Here is a 19,538-nt window from a genome sequence, read left to right as displayed (position 1 = left end):
ACTGGCGGGATTGGGTCTGGGAAGTCTACGGTGGTGCGCATTTTTGGGGATTTGGGTGTGCATTGGGTGGATGCGGATGATGTGGCTCGGGAGGTGGTTGAGCCGGGCACGTCTGCTTTGGCGGCCATTGCGGCGCATTTTGGGGACGATATTTTGTTGCCGGATGGCGGGCTTGATCGAGCGGCATTGCGGCAGCGGGTGTTTGAGGATCCGGCGGAGCGAACCTGGCTTGAGGGGCTGTTGCATCCGGTGATTCGGCAAGAATTGATTCGTCAGCTTTCGGCTGAGCAGGCAGGCAGCGACTATGCCCTGCCCTATGTGTTGTTGGTGTCGCCGCTGCTGTTAGAGACCGACCAGAAAGCGTTGGTGGAACGTGTGGTTGTGGTGGATGTGCCAGAAGAGATTCAGGTTGAACGCACCATGGCTCGGGACGATAATACCCGGGCGCAGGTGGAACGTATTATGGCTGCGCAAATGGCCAGGGAAGAGCGACGCTCAAGGGCGGACGCGTGTATTGACAATAATCGCCCGTTAGCGAATGTGGAGCGTCAGGTTTGTGAGTTGCATAATCGGTTCCTGTTTGAGTTCCGCTAGGGAGCCTTGGCTGGCACGCTTGGCTGGCCCGTCATTTACGCTTGCGCTACTGGTTTCTTCCTACAGCTACTCGGCAGAGCCGGTGTTCACGGTCAGCGACCCTGCCATTGCTGACGCACTCTCCCCATCTGCCCTGCCCTATTCTTTTTACACCTTTGAGCCTGATGATTACTGGGCCGAACCCGTCGACTCCTGGTGGATCAGCTTCAGTAATTGGGTGATCCACCAGGAGCGCATTCACGGCCCAAGGGTTCAGACGTTTGGTGCCTGGGCCGACCGCACGCTGTCTGGCTCAACCCACGCTTTACCAAACAACGAGAGCTTTCTCAGGTTGGGTTTCGCGGCCGAATCAGAGTACAGCAATCTCGCCCAGTTCAAGCCCGAACTTCGGTTCCGGCTGGATGTACCCACCACACAAGAAAAGCTTCGTCTGGTGATTGAAAGCGAGAGCGATGAGTTAATTCCGCTGGGCGAGCGGGAGCGGGATCGCAGGTTAACCGAGCCCAACCGCACAGACACCGAGACCACGGGCGCGCTGCGATTACTTTCACAGGTAGGTGATGCGATCAACCTGTCGACGGATATCGGCGGGCGGCTGAGGCTGCCACCCGAAGTGTTTGTGCGCACCACCGCACGCAAGGGCTGGCAACTGGACGAGACCTGGGCGCTGAACGTACAGCAACGCTTGTTCTATTATCATACTCGTGGCTGGGGCGCGCGCTCATGGGTTGGCGCGAACCGCCCCCTGAACCATGGCTGGCACTTTTACACGTCATCCGAGCTGGAGTGGGTGCATTCTGATCGTAAATTTGAACTGGCCCAGATCTTCAGCGTCAACAAACGCCTGAACAACCGTTCGACCGTTACACCCAGGCTTGCTGCACTGGGCGAAAGCCAACCGTCCTGGCGATCAACGTCTTACTTTGTAGATATGACCTGGCGCTATCGCTTATACGAGGACTGGTTATACGCCGAGATGATTCCGGCGCTGGAGTTCCCCCGGGAAGAGAGCTTCAAGGACCAGGCTTCGGTGATTTTGCGCATCGAAATGTACTTCTCCGGAACCATCAACCGATACTGACATGACCAGACCACGCCATAAATCCAGGCCGGCCGTTGAGGCGCTCACCCTCACCCCGATTGCGATCACCCGCTCCTGCTTCAAGGACAAGTTCGGGGTGCCCCGGCAACCCGGCTTGACCCGCCATGCCCACGCGGAGCTGGTGATTCAGAGCCCCTATGACCGGGAGGATGCTTTCCGGGGGCTGGAAACCGCCAGTCATCTGTGGCTAACGTTTCAGTTTCACGAGGCGGTCCGGGCCGAATGGCGCCCGGTTGTCCGGCCCCCGCGCCTGGGCGGCAACAAAAAAATCGGAGTATTTGCCAGCCGGTCCCCGTTCAGGCCGAACAGCCTGGGGTTATCGGTGGTCAGGAACGAAGGGCTGGTGCGTAAAGGCGGGCAATTGGTGCTGCGCATTGGCGACCACGACCTGATTGAAGGCACCCCCATTCTCGACATCAAACCTTATTTGCCATTTGCAGATTCGGTGCCGGAGGCGTCGCTGGGCTGGGCAGACTCGGCACCCACCGAGCGAGCCAACGTTGTTTTCTGCCCTCAGGCGGAGGCAGAACTGGCGGCACTTTGTGATGAGGATTACCCGGATGTGCGAGCCCTCATTAACGATGTCGTAGGCTTTGACCCACGGCCGTCATTTCGCCGCGGACGGGATGAGGAGGAGCGCGTTTACGGTGCCAATTTGTACGATCTGAATGTGCGTTTTCGTTTTGTGAATGATGATTCAAAGATACGTGTGGAAGTGATTTCCGTCTGTTAAACTGCTGCTGGTGATTTTGTAGTCGACACAGGGAATTTGTGCCTTGCCTTCAAACCGGTTTCTAAAGCGCTTGGGTGTTCGCCCACTGGCCCTTCGCCTGCTGGGGTGGGTACTGCTTTACAGCCTGATCTTGTCTCTGGTGGCGACCGGTGTTCAGATGATTGGCGAGTTCGAGCGTCAGAAGTCTGAGCTACAATCCAGCCAGGAGCGCGCCGCTGAGCTTATATCCGGCGGCATGGGCACCAATCTTTGGGTCATGAATTTCAGCGAGGTTGCCAACAGCCTCGATGATATGCGCGCCATGCCTTCTGTCCAATATGCCCGGGTTATCACCACTACCGGCGAGGAGTTCAGCACCGGCGACTTCCCGGATGGCCGGATCATTTCCCAGTCCTTCCCTATTGAATTCAACCGCTCATCCTTTGACCAGCCCCAACGGGTAGGCGAGCTGACGGTGGTGTCGTCGGTAGAGAAAGTGTATGACGATATTTTTGATCAGGCGATTCTGAACCTGCTGTTTCAATCAATCGTGGTGATGTTGGGCACTCTGGGCCTGCTGCTGATTGTGCGAATCGCGCTATCACGGCATCTGGAGACCATGGCCGATTACGCCGCCAAGCTCAACCTGGACGCTCTTGTTGATCCTCTGCAGCTGCGACGCAAGCCCCCCCGCAGGCCAGACGAGCTGTCTGAGCTTGAGCAGGCCCTGAACAAAATGCGCCTGCAGATTCTTGAAGACACCCGCTCCTTGCGCCAGACCACTCTTGAGAGCCAGGATGAGCGGGATGAAGCCGTTCGCGCCAATCATGCCAAAAACCAGTTCCTGGCCAACGTCAGCCATGAGCTTCGCATCCCGCTGCAATCGGTTCTGGGTTACGCCAACCTGCTCACCGACACCCCGCTGGATCAGGAACAGCGGGATTACGTGCACACCCTGCTGAATGCCTCTGAAAGCTTGTCAGCCATTATCAATGACCTCCTCGACATATCGAGCATGGAAGCCGGCAAGCTGGAACTGGAGTCCATTCCCTTTGACCTTCGGGAAACCCTGAACGATCTGATTCACATGCTGGGCTCGCGGGCCCGGGAAAAAGGCCTTGCGCTGGAAATGCGGGTTGACGAGAACCTGCCCTGGGCCATGGTCGGCGATCCCATACGTCTTCGTCAGGTGTTGCTGAACCTGTTGTCCAACGCCATCAAGTTTACCGATTCTGGCCACGTGCTGATCAGCATAGAGGTGCTGGGCCGTAAAGAGGGCAAGGTGCGTTTGCGGCTTGCGGTTGAGGATACTGGCATAGGCATCAATCCTGAAGACATCCCGCTGGTGTACGAACCCTACGTGCAGCTGGGCCAGCGATTCCAGCGCCAGCTCCCCGGCGCCGGACTGGGCCTGACCATCTGCCGCCAGTTGATCGATCTGATGGGCGGCTCCCTCGACGTAGAAAGCCGGCCCGGCGAGGGCTCGACGTTTTGGGTTGAGTTACACCTGCAAGAAGCGGGTGACGGTTCAACCCGAGTGCGACCAGACTCCCGCAAGGTGCGGGGCCGCAAAATCCTGGTGGTGGATTCTTACGAGCTCTCCCGAAAGATTACGCTGGAAATGCTGTCCCGTTATGATGTTCAGATCGAGGCCGTGAAGGCCGCCGGGGAGGCGTTGACCACTCTGCGCCAGGCGTTTGATGCTGGCGACCCTTACCATGCCATTATTCTTGACGGCTTTGTTCCAGACATGGACTGCGATTTGCTGTGCCGGCAAATTCGCAGCAACCCGCAATGGGCAGGAATGCGGCTATTGATCCTTTCCTCCAATCCTCAACGGGGAGATGCAGAGCACTTTCGGCAGGCTGGCGCAGATGCGTTTTTGAGTAAATCCCTGCGGGAATCTTACCTGATCCCCATTCTGAACCAGTTATTCCTCGACGTTGAGAAGCAGGAACGCCGATTCCTGACCCGATTCTCGCTGCAGGCCATTACCGATGTCTCGGTTAACCAGCGGGGTACCCCCTGCGGCCGAATGCGGGTTTTACTGGTGGAAGACAACCCGGTCAACCGCACGCTTACCCGCAAGCTACTGGAAAAACTTGGCTGCGAAGTGATGACAGCAAACGATGGCCAAGCGGCGTCTGCACTCTGGCAGTGGCACCAGTTTGACCTGATTTTTATGGATTGCGTGATGCCCAGAATGGATGGCTTTGAGGCTACCCGGCGATTGCGAGACTGGGAAGAAGACAACTATCGGGCCCGGGTGCCCGTGGTGGCACTAACCGCCAGCGCCATGGAAGAGGATGAGGAACGTTGCCGGGCAGCGGGTATGGATGCCTTTGTCGCCAAACCTGTCAACCTTGAAATGCTGCGGGCGGTACTGGAACAATACTGCCCGGCCGCTGCCACCTGATCAGCAGCGTGACACTCTCAGCCCGGACCTTGTGATATGAATGTTGAATGCCCCACCTGCAAAAAAACCGTTGAATGGACCGATGCCAGCCCGTGGCGACCGTTTTGTTCCGAGCGATGCAAACTGATCGACCTGGGCGCCTGGGCCAACGAGGAATACCGGGTACCTGCGGAGAATGTGTCTCCCGATGACCTGGATCAGGGCGGTGAAACCACCCAGCACTGAGCCTCTGACGATTTTTACACGCGTCAACGTCTCATCTTTCCGACGACTTACGGGCATTTAAGTTGTGATGCGGTTGGCAGATCGTTACCATCCCGATCAACCGTAACGACAGCAATAAAGGTGTCATCATGAAAGCATACCGTATCTCTGCGTTAGCACTGTCGATGGCCGCCGCCCCGGCGTTTGCCAGCGATCTGGACCTGAGCCTGACCAACAACTCCGTGAAAGGCCAGGTCAACTTTTTCAGTGCTCAGAACGATCTTCAGTTGGGCGCTGGCTATACCTACCGCGAAAGTAAGCGGCACATCGGCAACATCGATTTTCACGCCCAGGGCCGCACCTCTATCGGCAACCTGCCAACAACCGCCGGTGTTGGTATGCGCGGCTTGTTCTACGATGACAACCGCAGGAACGTGGATGGCGGTGCCGTTGGCCTGGGTGGCTTTGCCATCGTCAACATCCCCGATGTACCCGGCTTGTCTTTTAGTGGCAGCCTGCATTACGCGCCCACCATTCTCTCGTTCGGTGACTCAGACGACCTGACCAGTCTGGAGCTACGTGCCAGCTATCGGGTTATCCGCAACGCCGAAGTCTTTGCCGGTTACCGTTACATCAACACCGAGCTGGATTTTGCCGGATCACCAGATATCAATCTGGATGAAGGCTTGCTTGCCGGTCTGAAAATTTTCTTCTGATCGGTCTTCCTGCTCAACCGATTCGGTTATCTGGTGCCCAATCAGCGCCGGGTAACCGAATCGTGCTTTTCCTCACGCTCTACCCGCTTTATTACTGCTAGGCTTGCCGGATCTTTATCAATCGGATTGTCTGGCTTGAGACACATGCTCGCCTGCCTTGTCGCCTGAGTCTGTTAGAGACCGACCACAGCAATCCGTTTGGCCACCCGTACATGGGACAGGCCGGAGTGCCAAACCGGTCTGTTGATGGCCACGGTCATTCCAGACCAAAGCTGACCAAACCAATGATCAGGATGCGTTCGTATAACCTGTTATAATTCATGCCATATCGCCAGACATATCCCAAGAGACGAGAGGTTTTATGACTGCAGTTAACCGGGCGCTGATGCTGTGTGTTCCGTTGATTCTGTTTGCTGCCGGCGGCGCTTGGCATGTGCCCGAAAATTCAGACCGCACAGATGCCACTGATGATAACGGTGAGGTCATGCTGGCGTCGCTTCCCCGCTTGCCGGCCTGGGCCCATGAAGGTTTGCCGGACTTCTCGGGCTACAGCGACACCACCGAGCGCAAGGTGGCGTTTTTTTCGTTTCTGTATCCACGCATTGTGCTGGCAAACTCTCGCATTCTGCTTGAGCGCGAGTATCTGGAATCTCTGACCACCAAAGCATCCCTCTCTGATCGAGAGTTGAAGTGGTTGTCTGATCAGTCTCAGAGGCTTCGTGTTGAGGCTGAAACCGGAAGCGAAGCCCAGTTCGCTCTGTTGCGAAAACGCCTTGATGCGATTCCGCCGTCTCTGATTCTGGCACAGGCTGCCAACGAATCAGCCTGGGGCACCTCCCGGTTTGCCATCGAAGGCAACAACCTGTTTGGCCAGTGGTGTTTCAGTAGAGGCTGTGGGCTGGTTCCGCTCAGCCGAGCAGACGGTGCTTCCCATGAGGTTGCCAAGTTTTCATCGCCTTACCAGTCTGTTCGCTCCTATATCCAGAACCTCAACCGGCACCCTACGTACCAGCTGGTCCGTGATATCCGGCAGCAGAATCGCGAGGCCGACAAGCCCCTGTCTGGCATCGAATTGGCAGAAGGCCTGCTTGGCTATTCCGAACGGGGCGAGGACTATATAAAAGAGATTCGTTCCATGATCCGGTATAACAATCTGGCGTTCTATGATCGCAAATTCCGCGCACTTCTGGGGGACCGCTCAGCGGCCCACTTTGAACAGCTCGCCTCCGCTGCCGAAGACACATCGCTGTTGCCCGGTGCCGAGGGCAGTATCGTCAGCCCGTTTGAAGGCTAGGCCTGAAACCTGAACAGAATGAGATTATGACCCATGCTCGATTTTCTGCCCTCGCCACTGAAAGGCGCTCTGGTAGTTCTGCTTATCTTGCTGAATACTGTTGTTTTTCTTCCGTTTTTGCTGCTGTTTGCGATCATCAAGCTCATCGTCCCGATCGCATTCCTTCGCAAAGGTTGCACCGTGGTGGTCAATGGTATCGCCCGCTATTGGATTGGCTATAACAACACCCTGATGAAGATCTTCCACAACGTGGAATGGGACGTTCGCGGGGTGCAGTCACTAAGCAAGAAACACTGGTACTTCGTAACCTGTAATCACCAGAGCTGGAGCGACATACCGGCAATTCAATTCGTTCTGAACGGTAAGATTCCGCTGCTGAAATTTTTCCTCAAGAAAGAGCTGATCTGGGTACCGCTGCTCGGCATTGCCTGGTGGGCCCTGGATTTTCCATTCATGCATCGACATACCAAAGAACAGATTGCCAAGCGACCGGAACTCAAAGGCAAAGATACAGAGGCAACCCGGGCTGCTTGCGAAAAATTCCGCTACACCCCGGTCACGATTTTCAACTTCATGGAAGGCACTCGCTTTACCCCGGTAAAGCATAAACGGCAGAACTCGCCCTATAAAAATCTGCTTAAGCCCAAGGCCGGAGGCACCGCGTTCGTCTTTGGCGCTATGGGAGACATGATTCACACCATGCTGGATGTGACCATTGTCTACCCGAATGGCACGCCTGGCATCTGGGATTATATGTGCGGCCGGGTAGGCAAAATTATTATAGACGTCCGCACGCACGAGGTTCCCGAGCGGTTTCTGGGAATGGATTACGAAGGCAATCGCGAACTACGGGCCGATTTTCAGCGCTGGATCAGTGGCATCTGGGCTGAGAAAGATGCCCGGATTGAAGCATTGAAAGCCGGGGCCTGATTACAACAGGCCCAGCTCGCGGGCCCGGACAATGGCCTGGGTTCGCGATTTCACTTCCAGTTTTGCATTGATTCTGCGCGCATGGGTTTTCACGGTATGCAGAGAAATGTGCAACTTGTCGCCGATTTCCTGATTCGACAGTCCTTTGGCAATCAACTCAAGAACCCCCTGCTCGCGCTCGCTGATGGGCTCGGCCAGCGTCTCTAAGGGGGCTTTATGGCTCTCTATGCCGAACAACTCCCCAAGGGCTTTTGTGAAGGCGCACGGCTCCAGGCCCCGGAAGCTTTTTTCCATCAACGGCCGGAGTTCATGCATCAGCTCAGCAAACGGGCTAATGAAATGCTCTTTCGCCGCGTCTCTGATCACACTTTCCAGCTGGCGTCTGCCGGCAGCCAGGCCTTTCTCTTCTGTTTGTAAGACGGCATCCAGCAGTCCGGCATGCAACTGCAGTCCCCACGGAAGCGCCTCGGCGTAACGGCGGTAAACGTCTGACAAATGCTCCCGAGCCCGCACGTGATCGCCGTTGAACATATCAATTCGTACCTGCAGGCAATCCAGCAAGCCGGGGATCATCGGGAACAATTCTGGCACACACCCTTCCAGGCGATATGGCGCTAACTTCTTCAAGGCCTGACTCGCGCTCTCGGGCTGCTCACAAGCCAGCCAGCAGCTGGCTTTGAGCGCCTCCAGAACCGGTAGATAGAGTGACTCATCAACTTGCCAAGCCTGCATGGTGCGTTCTGCCCGACCAATCCAGACGAAAGCATCGTCCATACGGCCTTGAGCCCGGCACATCAGCACCCGCAGTGCCATTGCCAGCAACAAACCAAGATCCCGGGTTTGTTCTGCATGGCGCATACAGCTGACCAACAACCGGTCAGCCTCTTTCAATCGGCCTTTGTGCCAGAGCACCAGAACCAGATTTAGTTGCAACCGGGTTTCACCAATCCGTGCCGGCCGGCTAAGTTCCTGCATGGCCGTATCGAGGCCTGTTCGAAGCAGTTGCTCCGCATGGCCAAGGGCACCTTTGCCCAGCTCAATTCTGGCATGTGCATAGACGGCCAGGGCCTCCGAACCGGAGTCACCGGCTTCTCGCGCCAACTTGGCGGCTATGCGGTTTGCGTCCCGCGCCTCCTGGAAGTACCCGGCCGCGCACAGGGCGCTGGCTCTGACGATCTGGGTAACCAGTTGCGCCTGTGTTGACAAAGCCCCACCTGCGAGCGCTTTGTTGGCCATTTCAAGTGCCGGCTCTACAAACCCTTCACCGCGCAGGATAAACGCTTTCAAGGCGTATATTCGAGCCTCCTGCTCCTGCCAATCGGTCGGGCTAAACGTCTCAATCAGTTCGCGAGCCTGGCGGAACTGACCACCAATGGCATGAACCCACCCGTAGACAATGCGCAAGCGTGCGCTGCGCTCCAGTAACGGGGCTGGCAGGCTTTTACGCAACGTAAGCAAAGACGCAGTATCCTGGCCCAGCAACAGTGCCTCTGTGCCCTCAGACGCGATGCGGATCACCTCATCGTTGTCTCCAGACAACAGCGCATGCTTCAACGCTTCAGGGAACTGCGCACGTTGACTGAACCAGCGACTCGCCATGAGCATTCGGGTGGCGTATCCCGCCATGACAGGCGATTGAAGCCAGGCCCTCAGAAGAGGGTTCAAACGGTACCAACGGCCACGACCGGGCACTTTTTTGAGCGGCAAACCACGCTCGGCAGCCGCAGACGGCACCATCCCCTGCTCCGAAACCGTACCCTCCAATGCCAAAAACAGCTCATCAGAGCAGCTCTCAAGCTCGGCCATTACCCGCAGGCTTTTAACCTGGGCCAGCGCCAGCCGGGCCAAAATCGAGTCCTTCAAAAATCGCTCTACCGAGGGTGTCTCATGCAGGGGCCTTTTCTCATCGCCATGCACCAACTCCCGGCGATAAAGGGCCAATGGCGTCGCCCAGCCTTCGGTCAGATTGTAAAGATGGTCAATAGAAATACTGGTGATTACGCTTTCAGAGCGGACCTGCTGAAAGAACTCAAACGTTTCAGAGCGGGTAAACTCTAATTGCTCCGGACCTATTGAGTGGTAGCAGCCGTTCAACTCCAGGGTATGGCACTCGAACGGTAATGGCAGGCGAGACGCCATAACCACGGTCAGGTTCTCTGGCAGGTGTGAGGTGAGTTGATGCAAAAGCCCGACCACGGCGGGGTTGCTCAGGTGGTGCAGGTTATCCAGCACCAGTATGTCGTGTTGTGCAGATGATCTGCGGGCCCTGGTAACCAGCAACACCGATAGGTGATCTTCAAACGTACCGCCGTTCGGGGGAGTAACGTCCGTCAGACCCAGCGCAGTTTCAAGCAACGACAGGAATCGTGATGGCGCGTTATCGCCGGCGCTCAGCGCTACCCAGCGAACGCGGCTCTCGGCGGCCAAGGACAGCGCACTGAGTAACGACAGCGTTTTCCCATAGCCGCTGGGGGCCTCAAGAAACAGAAGTTTTCTCGGCGCCAGCGTGCTCAGGATGTGTTGGTCAAGCTCAGGCCGGATAAGCCGGTCTGTCGGAATGGCCGGCATTTGAAGCCGTTGTTCCAGCAAGTCACGCACCAGCTCACCATGTGGGAGCCCGTTATTAGCGGTCTGAAACTCGTCGTTGGCTGCACAGCTATCATTATAAGATTTCACGCACTGCCCCATTTGAAACCGGATCTATCCTGCAACGCTGCCCGGTGTAAAAAGATGCATCTTTTCACGGATTCTTGCTTGGCGTCCTGCTTTGGGTACGCCTTTAGTATGAGTCGTTTACCGGAAGGTTAAACCAAAGATGGGGTGAGCTGCAAAACTTTGACGTGTAAAAGGTTTGTCAGTGGCGGATTTTCAGCGCGGGCGATAGGGGTTATATCCAACAAAAAAAGGCGGCCCCCAGGAGGGCCGCCTTTTTTATTGACACAGCTCGTTCGTTACCGGGTGCCGGCACGACGCAGAGCAGCGGGAGTGTAGTCCCGGGACTGACGGGATACACCAAAGCTGTATGGATTGCTTTCTTCATTGGTCAGGCCGAGGGCCAGGTATCGACCTGAAAGCAAGTCGTACAGAGTTTCGATGGCGTACCAAGGCACGTCTTGATCGTAGAACTGCATGGAATGAGCTTCCGCGACACGCCAAAGCTCACCACGACCATCGTAATGATCAATCACAGCTGCCTGCCAGGTGTCTTCATCAATGTAGAAGTCACGCTGGGCATAGACATGGCGCTCGCCGCTTTTCAAGGTTGCACGCACATGCCATACCCTGTGCAGCTCATACCGGGTCAGATCCTGGTTGATGTGACCTGCTCTAATAATATCGTCGTAGCTCAGGCTGCGATCAACCAGCTGGTAGGAGTTGTACGGAATATACATCTCTTTCTTACCGATCAATTCCCAGTTGTAACGGTCCGGTGCACCGTTAAACATATCGAAGTTATCAGAGGTCCGCATTCCGTCTGACGCTGTGCCCGGTCCGTCATAAGCTACCTGAGGCGCACGACGAACCCGGCGCTGACCGGCGTTGTAAATCCACGCACGACGTGGTTCCGCCACCTGGTCCAGAGTTTCATGAACCAGCAATACGTTGCCAGCCAGTCGAGCCGGCGCGGTAATGGCCTGCTTGAAATAGAACAGTACGTTGTCATCCTGGCCAGGACTATAATCCGACAGATAACGGTTCCAGGTCAGTTCATCCTGGAACTTGACGACAGAGTATGCCCCATTGGTAGTAGGCGTTACCTGGCCAACGTTCCGCTGCACGGAGCCACCACGGTAACGGGTGACGTGGTTCCAGATCGCCTCAAGACCATTCTGTGGAATCGGGAACGGGGTGGCGTTATCGTAATTACCGATACCGTTTCCGCCCTGAATCAATTCAGCTTTGGTCGCGTTCTTGATCGTCTCATCCATGATGTCTTGTGGATAGACTGCGGTACGGTGCGTCGGATAGACCGGAATCTTGAAGGTTGAATACTGACGGATCATCGCCACCTGACCTGGTGACAAATTATCCTCGTACTCTGCAACGTTACTCTGGTCAATAACAAATTTTGGCTGCTCATCCGGGAAAGGATTCACATAAATCCCGTCACCTCTGTAGCCAGCTGGCGGGGTTGTCATGCCACCCGTCCACTCAGGGATAGCGCCACCGTTGCCCGCGCGCTCTGCACCCACGGGTGTCAGTGAGTTACCAAGCTTGGCCGCTTCTTCTGCAGAAACCGCACCCCAGGCCTGGCCGGCAAAAAGGCTTGCGGCCAAAACGCCGGTTGCCAGTAATTTCTTGTTCAATTTCATTTAAGTTACCTCGTTGAACGAATTCTGTCCGTATCAGAAGGAGTAAGAAACGCTTGCACTCACGAAATCACGGTCGGTCAACTCGTTATACGGTTTGCCACCGAAAAAGTTTGTGTAGCCGATGTCGCCGGTGATTCTGTTCTGGTAAACCGCTTGCAGAGACAGGCCAATGGCTTTGTTGCCCTCGTTGAAGGCCCCACCCGGCTGAGGTGCATAACCTTTCACGTCATGGCTCCATGCAATCTGCGGCGCCAGGTTGATACCCGCGAATACGTTGGAGTAATCCCAAATCAGGCGGGAACGGTAGCCCCAAGAGAAGGACGTGGTAAAGCCTTCGTTGTTACAATAATTGGTATTTATATTTGCACCAAGCGTACAGAGGTCCGCACCAGAATCAAGCGGGAGAGAACCGATACCAAAGGTACCAGACCGACCGTATCGAGCCTCCGATTTATCTGGCAGATCATGCACATAAGTTGCGCCAAATTCGGTAATCAAAGACAGACGGCTAGCACCCATCACCTGATCGAAGAACTTGATAAGAGTGAACTGGGCCTGAGACACCTTGAACCGGTCATAACCTTCAACTGGCTTACCCGCAAGGTTGCCATTATTGCTCTCCGCCAGACGCTGACGCTCCAGACCACTCAGGACCTCGCCATTAGGACCGCGCTGTTGCAGACCGCCAAAGATCAATTCAAACGCGTTCCACTGCAACGGTACGTTATCACGGAAGCTATACTCCGCTCCCAAAGACCAGCCACCCGGAGTGGTGGTGTTGACACTGATACCGTATAGATTAATGTTCTCGGGATACTCGATAAAGTAGCTCGGGAAGGTAGATGCAGGCAAAGCTGGATCGTTCACCTGACCATTCGCTGGTGATGCTGGATTATTCACCAGCCCGCTAACATACGGCAGACGACTGTTATATTTGATGTAATAAAACCCGAATTCAGAATCGTTCAGCGCAGGCACGTACCAACGGAAAGCAACACCGAACTGATCTTTGGAATCGGCCTCTTTATCAGCTAAGCGGGGCGCGACAAAGCCCTGCGCCAAAGCCTGTGAATCCGGTAACTGGCCGGCAAGCAATACCGGGCCGCAGCCGTCAGCAGCAAAATCGTTAGTTGAGAAGAAGGTGCCGCAATCATCAGGGCGAACCGGCTCCCAGTCTGCCTGAACAAACGCTTCTACCGTAATGGTATCGGTGAGACCAGCAGACACATAGAACATTTCGACCGGCAACAAAGCATCTTTCAGCTCGGAACCTGGAGCTCGGAAAGCAGGCACGTCGATCGGGTTAATGACATTGATGCCGCCCTGGATGAAGGTGCTTTCACCCCAGCTGACGACCTGTTTGCCGTAACGAGCACTGATCGGAGTGTTACCTACATACCAGTCGGTGAAAATATAGGCATCCAGAATCTCACCACCGGACGCATTCCCTTTCGCCTTACTGTTTAGTTCGCGACGTTGCCCCACATCATCAGTCGCTCGGTTGCTATCTTTCAGCTCGAAATCATACCAATACCGACCACGAACAAGACCACCTACTCGTGTGAGGACGTCACTGTCAACCGCGTAGTCAAGAAACAGTTCACTGTTGCCTTTCACGTTTCGGGAATAGAAATCGCCCTTGTCGAAATTAAGGTTACCGTCGTCGTAGTTATTGGTAGAAGCACCAATGTTGGCAAGACTCCCGCCGGGAGCATACTCAGGGCCAAGGTTGCCCTGACCGATCAGGCGTCTGTCCTGGTTTTGGGTTCTCAAACCCACGCCAGCAGACAGCGTAGTATTGAACTGCGCGTCAACGTCACCAATATTGAAGGAAATCGCATAAGCTGGAGCCGATACACCGGCGGCTATAGCGACGGCAAGCGGTAACTTGGTCCAGCGCTGCCACGGTTGTGTTTTTCTTGTCATTGGAAGCCTACTCCGTTGTTGTTCTGAGTCGCTGCTCGGTTGTTCTGATTTTGGTGTCTTGGCGGCTGTGCATACAGTGCCGTGATGCTTGCACTATAGCTAAGGCCATTGGGGGCTTTGATCAGTCAAAAGTATGATTTTGCTGTCACTCTCCATCCCGCCGTGATTTCGCACTCCCTCACTATAGACAAGATTTGGGAGTGCAACCACTTCGACTCAATTACAGTAATTCGATAGCCATAGCCGTGGCTTCGCCACCACCGATGCACAGGGCAGCAACGCCTTTTTTCTTGCCATAATGCTTCAGTGAATGCATCAGAGTAACCAGCAGTCGTGAGCCAGTGGAGCCGACCGGATGGCCTTGAGCACAGGCGCCACCGTGGATATTAACCTTTTCCGGGTCCAGGCCAAGCTCTTTGATCGGCATCATGGCGACCATGGCGAAGGCTTCGTTGATTTCGAACAGATCAACATCGTCTTTGCTCCAGCCGGTTTTTTCGAACAGCGACTGGATCGCGCCAACCGGCGCGCAGGTAAATTCTGACGGATGCTGGGACTGAGTGCTGTGAGCAACGATGCGCGCCATCGGCTTCAGGCCACGTTTTGCTGCTTCAGACTCCCGCATCAGCACCAGTGCAGAAGCGCCGTCAGAGATTGACGATGCGTTAGCCGCCGTTACCGTGCCGTCTTTCGCAAAAGCCGGGCGCAGGCTTGGGATCTTCTCGATATTGGCATTATGGGGCTGCTCGTCGTCTTCAACAACGACATCACCCTTGCGGGTTTTGACCGTTACCGGGATGATTTCGTCTTTCAACAAGCCTTCTTCGATCGCTTTTTTCGCCCGGGTCAGCGAGGTGATCGCGTACTGATCCATCTCTTCACGGGTATAGCCTTTTTTGTCAGCCATTTCCTGGGCGAACGAGCCCATCAAACGCCCGGTTTCGGCGTCTTCAAGTCCGTCCAGGAACATGTGGTCTTGCGGTGCCTGGCCAGGCCCCATCCGATAACCCTGACGGGCACCCAACAACACGTAAGGCGCATTGGACATGCTTTCCATACCACCCGCGACCATGATGTCATTGGTGCCGGCTTTGATCAGGTCATGGGCAAACATGGTGGCTTTCATGCCCGAGCCGCACAGCTTGTTGATAGTCGTGGCACCGGTGCTGTCTGGCAGACCCGCCTTGCGCATGGCCTGACGTGCAGGGCCCTGTTTGAGACCGGCGGGCAGGACGTTGCCCATGATCACTTCCTGAATGTCGGTCGGCTGCAAGCCAGCGCGCTTGACGGCTTCAGCAATACAGATAGCGCCCAGTTCCGGGGCTGACACCGGGGCGAGACTGCCCATGAATCCACCCATCGGGGTGCGTACGCCGCTTACGATAACTACGTTTTCCTGGCTCATGTTGTGATCTCTCTGTTGGCCAGGGTCTGTCCCCGAATGGGGACTGACCCTTTTTTGGGAGTTGGTTTCTAAAAAGGGTCAGTCCCCGTTCGGGGACAGACCCTAGGGCTTATGGGGTGCTTCCAGATACTCCTGGGACTGCATTTCCAGTAACCGGGATTCGGTGCGTTCGAACTCGAAGCTCAAGCGACCACCCGAGTAGAGCTCTGTAATGGGGGCCGCCGCAGAAATGATGACTTTTACGTTGCGATCGTAAAACTCATCGATCATATTGACGAAACGACGGGCCTGATCGTCTTTCTCCTTGCCCAATATCGGTACGTTGCTGACGATAATGGCGTGAAACTGCCGGGCCATTTCAATGTAATCGTTCTGACTGCGCGGACCGTCACACACATCCTTGAAGTCAAACCAGACCACGTCATCTGCGTGTGCCTGAGCCGGAATCTTGCGGCCGTTGATTTCCATCGTTTTGCTATGCTTACCCGCTTCCACCGCAAGGGCATCAAAACTGGTGCGCAAACTGACATCCGCCTGATCGTCCAGCGGGCAATGATAAAGTTCTGCCTGCTCCAGGGTGCGCAGCCGATAGTCTACCCCGCCATCCACATTCACGATGTCAGTGTGAGTTTTGACGAGTTCGATCGCCGGCAGAAAGCGAGCGCGCTGGAGACCGTCCTTATAGAGGCCGTCGGGTACAATGTTGGACGTGCAAACCAGGGTCACACCCCGCCCGAACAGGCCCTCCATCAAGGTAGCCAGAAGCATCGCATCGCCTATATCAGACACGAAGAATTCATCGAAGCAAATCACGCGGGCTTCGTCCGCAAATTTTTTGGCGACCATCTCAAGCGGGTTTTTCTCACCCTTCAAGGCCTTGAGCTCATGGTGCACACGTTGCATAAAGCGGTGAAAGTGCACTCGCATTTTGCGATCGAACGGCAGCGCCTCGTAGAAGGTGTCCATCAGGTACGTTTTACCGCGCCCTACCCCGCCCCAAAAGTACAGCCCTTTGACAGGCGTCTCTTTGCCTTTTTTGAGCTTGCGGCGGAGCTTGATCAGGCTTTTGTTACGCTCACTTTCAGCAGTGATGAGTTTGTCGTAAAGTGCCTGAAGGCGTTTAACGGCGTCTTCCTGGGCTGGGTCCTTGTGAAAGTCTGGGCGTTCAAGGTCCTTTTGGTAACGCTGCCAAGGAGTCAGGTGCGCAACGGTTTCGGAGGACATGGCTGCAGTCATCAGGGTTTCCCGGGAATTAAATAGTATTGGATTTACGGCGCGGTATTGTCGCTTATTCAGCGCTTTTTCGCTACGCCACGAGGCTTCTGGGGCAATACGACGATTGGCGCAGTGTTTCGGCATGGGCGCAATCGGCTTGGGGGGTTATACTCGTTGAATTAGGATTGGCTCACTCGCATGCAATTGAAGGACGACTTTATATGACAAACCTGATTCTGGCGGCAGTTGTCGCGTTGGTGGCGGGCCTGGTCATCGGGGTGTTTTTTGGCCGTTCTGGCCAGGGATCTACCCTCAGGCAGCGCCGGGCGGAGCAGCAGATTGAGGAGTTGCGCAGTGAGTTTACTCGCTATCAGGCGCAGGTGAATGAGCATTTTATGGAGTCTGCGCATTTACTGAGGCGGTTTAATGATGCTTACCGTGATGTAAATCAGCATATGGCGCGCGGGGCGAATCGGCTTTGCAATGATGAGGACTGGATGGGGGAACTTGGCCAGGATTCGTCAGGTCGCCTTGAACACGGCAACGATGAGACCTCTGAGCCGCCCAGAGATTATGCACCTAAAGAGGACCCCAATGCTCAGGGCACTCTCGCTGAAGATTATGGACTGAAAAAAGGTGAGAAACGGGCAATCTGATTTTAGTGCAACGGAGAGTCCTGGGTGTTTTGGCAGGTTTGTGGAGGCTCATAAAACCCCCAAGCGAATTTCACACCGGATTATCGCACTCGATGTACTCATGACGCACCCCGAATTCCTCCGCAAGCGCCTTACCCAGTGCCTGAACACCGTACCGCTCCGTGGCGTGATGCCCCGCCGCAAAGTAGTGGATGCCGCATTCTCTGGCGGTGTGGGTGGTGGGCTCTGAAATTTCACCGCTGAGGTACGCGTCCACGCCGGCGTCCAACGCGGCGTTGATGAAACCTTGGGCGGCGCCGGTGCACCAGGCGATGGTTTTGATCTCACCTTTACCCTGCCCCACATGTAACGGTTGACGATTCAATAAATGGCCGATGTGCAGGCTGAATTGCTCAGGTGTCATGGCTGCCGGCAGCTCGCCTTGCCAGACCAGTCCGCCGAGTGGGCGGGGGTTCTGGATACCCAGAACATCGGCCAGTTGGCGGTTGTTGCCGTAGTCGGGGTGGTCGTCGAGCGGGAGGTGGTAGGCGACGAGGTTAATGTCGTTATCAAGCAGCTGTTTGATGCGGTTTTTCTTCATGCCCCGGATGGTTTGGTCTTCACCTTTCCAGAAGTAGCCATGGTGGACAAGGATCATGTCGGCGCTCTGTTCGATCGCCGCGTCGATGAGCGCCTGGGAGGCGGTGACGCCGGTGATGATGGTATTGATCTCCGACTTTCCTTCCACCTGGAGGCCGTTTGGGCAGTAGTCCTGGAAGTTTTCTGGCTTTAGCCACTCGTTGATTTTTTTCAGAATGTCGTTGCGGTTTGCCATTGTCACTCCTCGCGGGTTCTTGCTCTGGTGTCTGGCCGGCTCCGGCGTTGACTGTTGGTGCTGGCAAGAGGCGGGGCAGGCCTCCCGAAAACCGCTACGAGCACATCCATGTGCGCTTTTCTCAGGCCATCCTTGGCCTTCGATATTTTCGAGAGGCCTGCCCCACCTCTCGCTCCAAACGTTTGATGAAAGCCGGACCCTTATCTGACGCCTGCGAAAAACCTACAGGCTTTTCAGTCCGTTAAGCAATGCGTTGTTCTGTTCAGCGGTTCCGATAGTGATTCGCAGAAAGTCGCTGATTCTTGGCTTGTTGAAATGCCGGACAATGACGCCCTGCTCCCTCAGTTTAGCCGCAATGTCTACTCCGGCGTGTTCCGGGTGACGGGTGAAGACGAAGTTCGCTTTGGATGGCAGCACTTCAAAGCCCAGACTTTCCAACTCGGCTGTCATTCTTTCCCGTTCGCTGATGACGCCCTGACAGCTTTTTTCAAACCATTCTCGATCTTCAAAAGCGGCAATGGCGCCCACCAGGGCGAGACGGTCTAGCGGATAGGAGTTGAAGCTGTCTTTTACGCGATTCAGGGCTTCGATCAACTCTTCGTTACCCACGGCGAAGCCTGCCCTTAAACCCGCCAGCGAACGTGCTTTGGACAGGGTCTGGCTGACCAGAAGGTTCGGGTATTTATCAACCAGGGTAATCGCGGTTTCGCCACCGAAGTCGACATAGGCCTCATCGACCACCACTACGCTATCGGGGTTAGCCTTCAGAATATCTTCCACGTGCTCGAGCCCGAGATAACGACCGGTCGGGGCGTTGGGGTTCGGGAAGATAATGCCGCCGTTGGGTTGTTTGTAATCGGTCGGGTTGATCTCGAAGCTGTCGGTCAGCGGAATGACGGTGCTTTCAATCTGGTACAGGCCACAGTACACCGGGTAGAAGCTGTAGGTGATATCTGGAAACAGGATCGGTTTGTCGTGCTTCAGAAGCCCCTGGAAGATATGAGCCAGGACTTCGTCTGAGCCGTTGCCGACGAATATCTGTTTCGCTTTTACGCCGTAATAGTTGGCGATCGCTTGTTTCAGCGCCAAGCTCTCAGGGTCCGGGTACAAGCGCAGGTTATCGTTCAGCTCCGACTGGATGGCTTCGATAACTTTCGGCGAGGGCCCGAAAGGATTTTCGTTGGTGTTCAGTTTTACCAGGTTAGCCATCTTGGGCTGCTCGCCGGGAACGTAAGGCTGCA

The 19,538-nt window shown here is 55.4% G+C and carries 16 protein-coding genes; 9 read left to right on the top strand and 7 right to left on the bottom strand.

The window, feature by feature from the left end; all coding sequences use genetic code 11:
- From coaE to IBX51_RS10945, 8 genes are all read left to right on the top strand, one after another.
- On the top strand, positions 1-594 hold a 594-nt coding region (gene coaE / locus IBX51_RS10980), incomplete at its 5' end, for a dephospho-CoA kinase (RefSeq protein WP_291831275.1).
- Between the two features lie 19 nt (positions 595-613).
- Positions 614-1,675: a hypothetical protein gene (locus IBX51_RS10975; protein ID WP_291831274.1), complete on the top strand. Its 1,062-nt coding sequence runs from the start codon at positions 614-616 to the stop codon at positions 1,673-1,675.
- A gap of 1 nt (position 1,676) precedes the next feature.
- Positions 1,677-2,429, top strand: a complete 753-nt coding sequence (tsaA, locus tag IBX51_RS10970) for a tRNA (N6-threonylcarbamoyladenosine(37)-N6)-methyltransferase TrmO (RefSeq protein WP_291831273.1) — start codon at positions 1,677-1,679, stop codon at positions 2,427-2,429.
- 43 nt (positions 2,430-2,472) lie between these two features.
- Positions 2,473-4,824 (top strand): response regulator, encoded by a 2,352-nt coding sequence (locus tag IBX51_RS10965; protein ID WP_291831271.1) that lies wholly within the window; start codon positions 2,473-2,475, stop codon positions 4,822-4,824.
- Between the two features lie 36 nt (positions 4,825-4,860).
- Positions 4,861-5,049 (top strand): DNA gyrase inhibitor YacG, encoded by a 189-nt coding sequence (gene yacG, locus IBX51_RS10960; protein WP_291831270.1) that lies wholly within the window; start codon positions 4,861-4,863, stop codon positions 5,047-5,049.
- Between the two features lie 128 nt (positions 5,050-5,177).
- On the top strand, positions 5,178-5,744 hold the full coding sequence (locus IBX51_RS10955) for a YfaZ family outer membrane protein (RefSeq protein WP_291831269.1): 567 nt from the start codon (positions 5,178-5,180) through the stop codon (positions 5,742-5,744).
- Positions 5,745-6,105: 361 nt separating this feature from the next.
- Complete coding sequence (locus tag IBX51_RS10950) at positions 6,106-7,038, top strand: glucosaminidase domain-containing protein (RefSeq protein WP_291831268.1); 933 nt, start codon at positions 6,106-6,108, stop codon at positions 7,036-7,038.
- Positions 7,039-7,071: 33 nt separating this feature from the next.
- Complete coding sequence (locus IBX51_RS10945; protein ID WP_291831267.1) at positions 7,072-7,968, top strand: acyltransferase; 897 nt, start codon at positions 7,072-7,074, stop codon at positions 7,966-7,968.
- On the opposite strand, the gene IBX51_RS10940 is transcribed toward IBX51_RS10945, so the two are convergent.
- The 5 genes from IBX51_RS10940 to zapE form a co-directional block, all read right to left on the bottom strand.
- On the bottom strand, positions 7,969-10,644 hold the full coding sequence (locus tag IBX51_RS10940; protein WP_291831266.1) for a LuxR C-terminal-related transcriptional regulator: 2,676 nt from the start codon (positions 10,642-10,644) through the stop codon (positions 7,969-7,971). It lies immediately after the preceding gene.
- A 275-nt stretch (positions 10,645-10,919) separates the two neighbouring features.
- Positions 10,920-12,281: a DUF1329 domain-containing protein gene (locus IBX51_RS10935; RefSeq protein ID WP_291831265.1), complete on the bottom strand. Its 1,362-nt coding sequence runs from the start codon at positions 12,279-12,281 to the stop codon at positions 10,920-10,922.
- Between the two features lie 33 nt (positions 12,282-12,314).
- Positions 12,315-14,207 (bottom strand): DUF1302 domain-containing protein, encoded by a 1,893-nt coding sequence (locus IBX51_RS10930; RefSeq protein WP_291831263.1) that lies wholly within the window; start codon positions 14,205-14,207, stop codon positions 12,315-12,317.
- Between the two features lie 220 nt (positions 14,208-14,427).
- Positions 14,428-15,612 carry a thiolase family protein gene (locus IBX51_RS10925; protein ID WP_291831261.1) on the bottom strand — a complete coding sequence of 395 codons (1,185 nt, stop codon included), beginning with the start codon at positions 15,610-15,612 and terminating at the stop codon, positions 14,428-14,430.
- A 102-nt stretch (positions 15,613-15,714) separates the two neighbouring features.
- A complete protein-coding gene (gene zapE / locus IBX51_RS10920) occupies positions 15,715-16,812 on the bottom strand; it encodes a cell division protein ZapE (protein WP_291831276.1) in 1,098 nt (365 codons plus the stop codon).
- A gap of 236 nt (positions 16,813-17,048) precedes the next feature.
- Between zapE and IBX51_RS10915 the strand changes: the two genes are divergently transcribed.
- Positions 17,049-17,483, top strand: coding sequence for a DUF1043 family protein (locus tag IBX51_RS10915; protein WP_291831260.1), 435 nt, complete (start codon positions 17,049-17,051; stop codon positions 17,481-17,483).
- A gap of 70 nt (positions 17,484-17,553) precedes the next feature.
- Here the strand turns inward: IBX51_RS10915 and IBX51_RS10910 are convergent, their stop codons facing one another.
- Together IBX51_RS10910 and hisC are read right to left on the bottom strand one after the other, a co-directional pair.
- Positions 17,554-18,297, bottom strand: a complete 744-nt coding sequence (locus IBX51_RS10910; RefSeq protein WP_291831259.1) for a Nif3-like dinuclear metal center hexameric protein — start codon at positions 18,295-18,297, stop codon at positions 17,554-17,556.
- Between the two features lie 222 nt (positions 18,298-18,519).
- Positions 18,520-19,538, bottom strand: a 1,019-nt coding sequence (gene hisC, locus IBX51_RS10905) for a histidinol-phosphate transaminase (RefSeq protein WP_291831258.1), incomplete at its 5' end; no start/stop codon positions are given.

The organism is Marinobacter sp. (genome assembly GCF_014859525.1).
Taxonomy (GTDB): Bacteria; Pseudomonadota; Gammaproteobacteria; order Pseudomonadales; family Oleiphilaceae; genus Marinobacter.
Note: the sequence above shows the minus strand (reverse complement) of the source record. Positions and strands in the feature narration are given on the sequence as shown.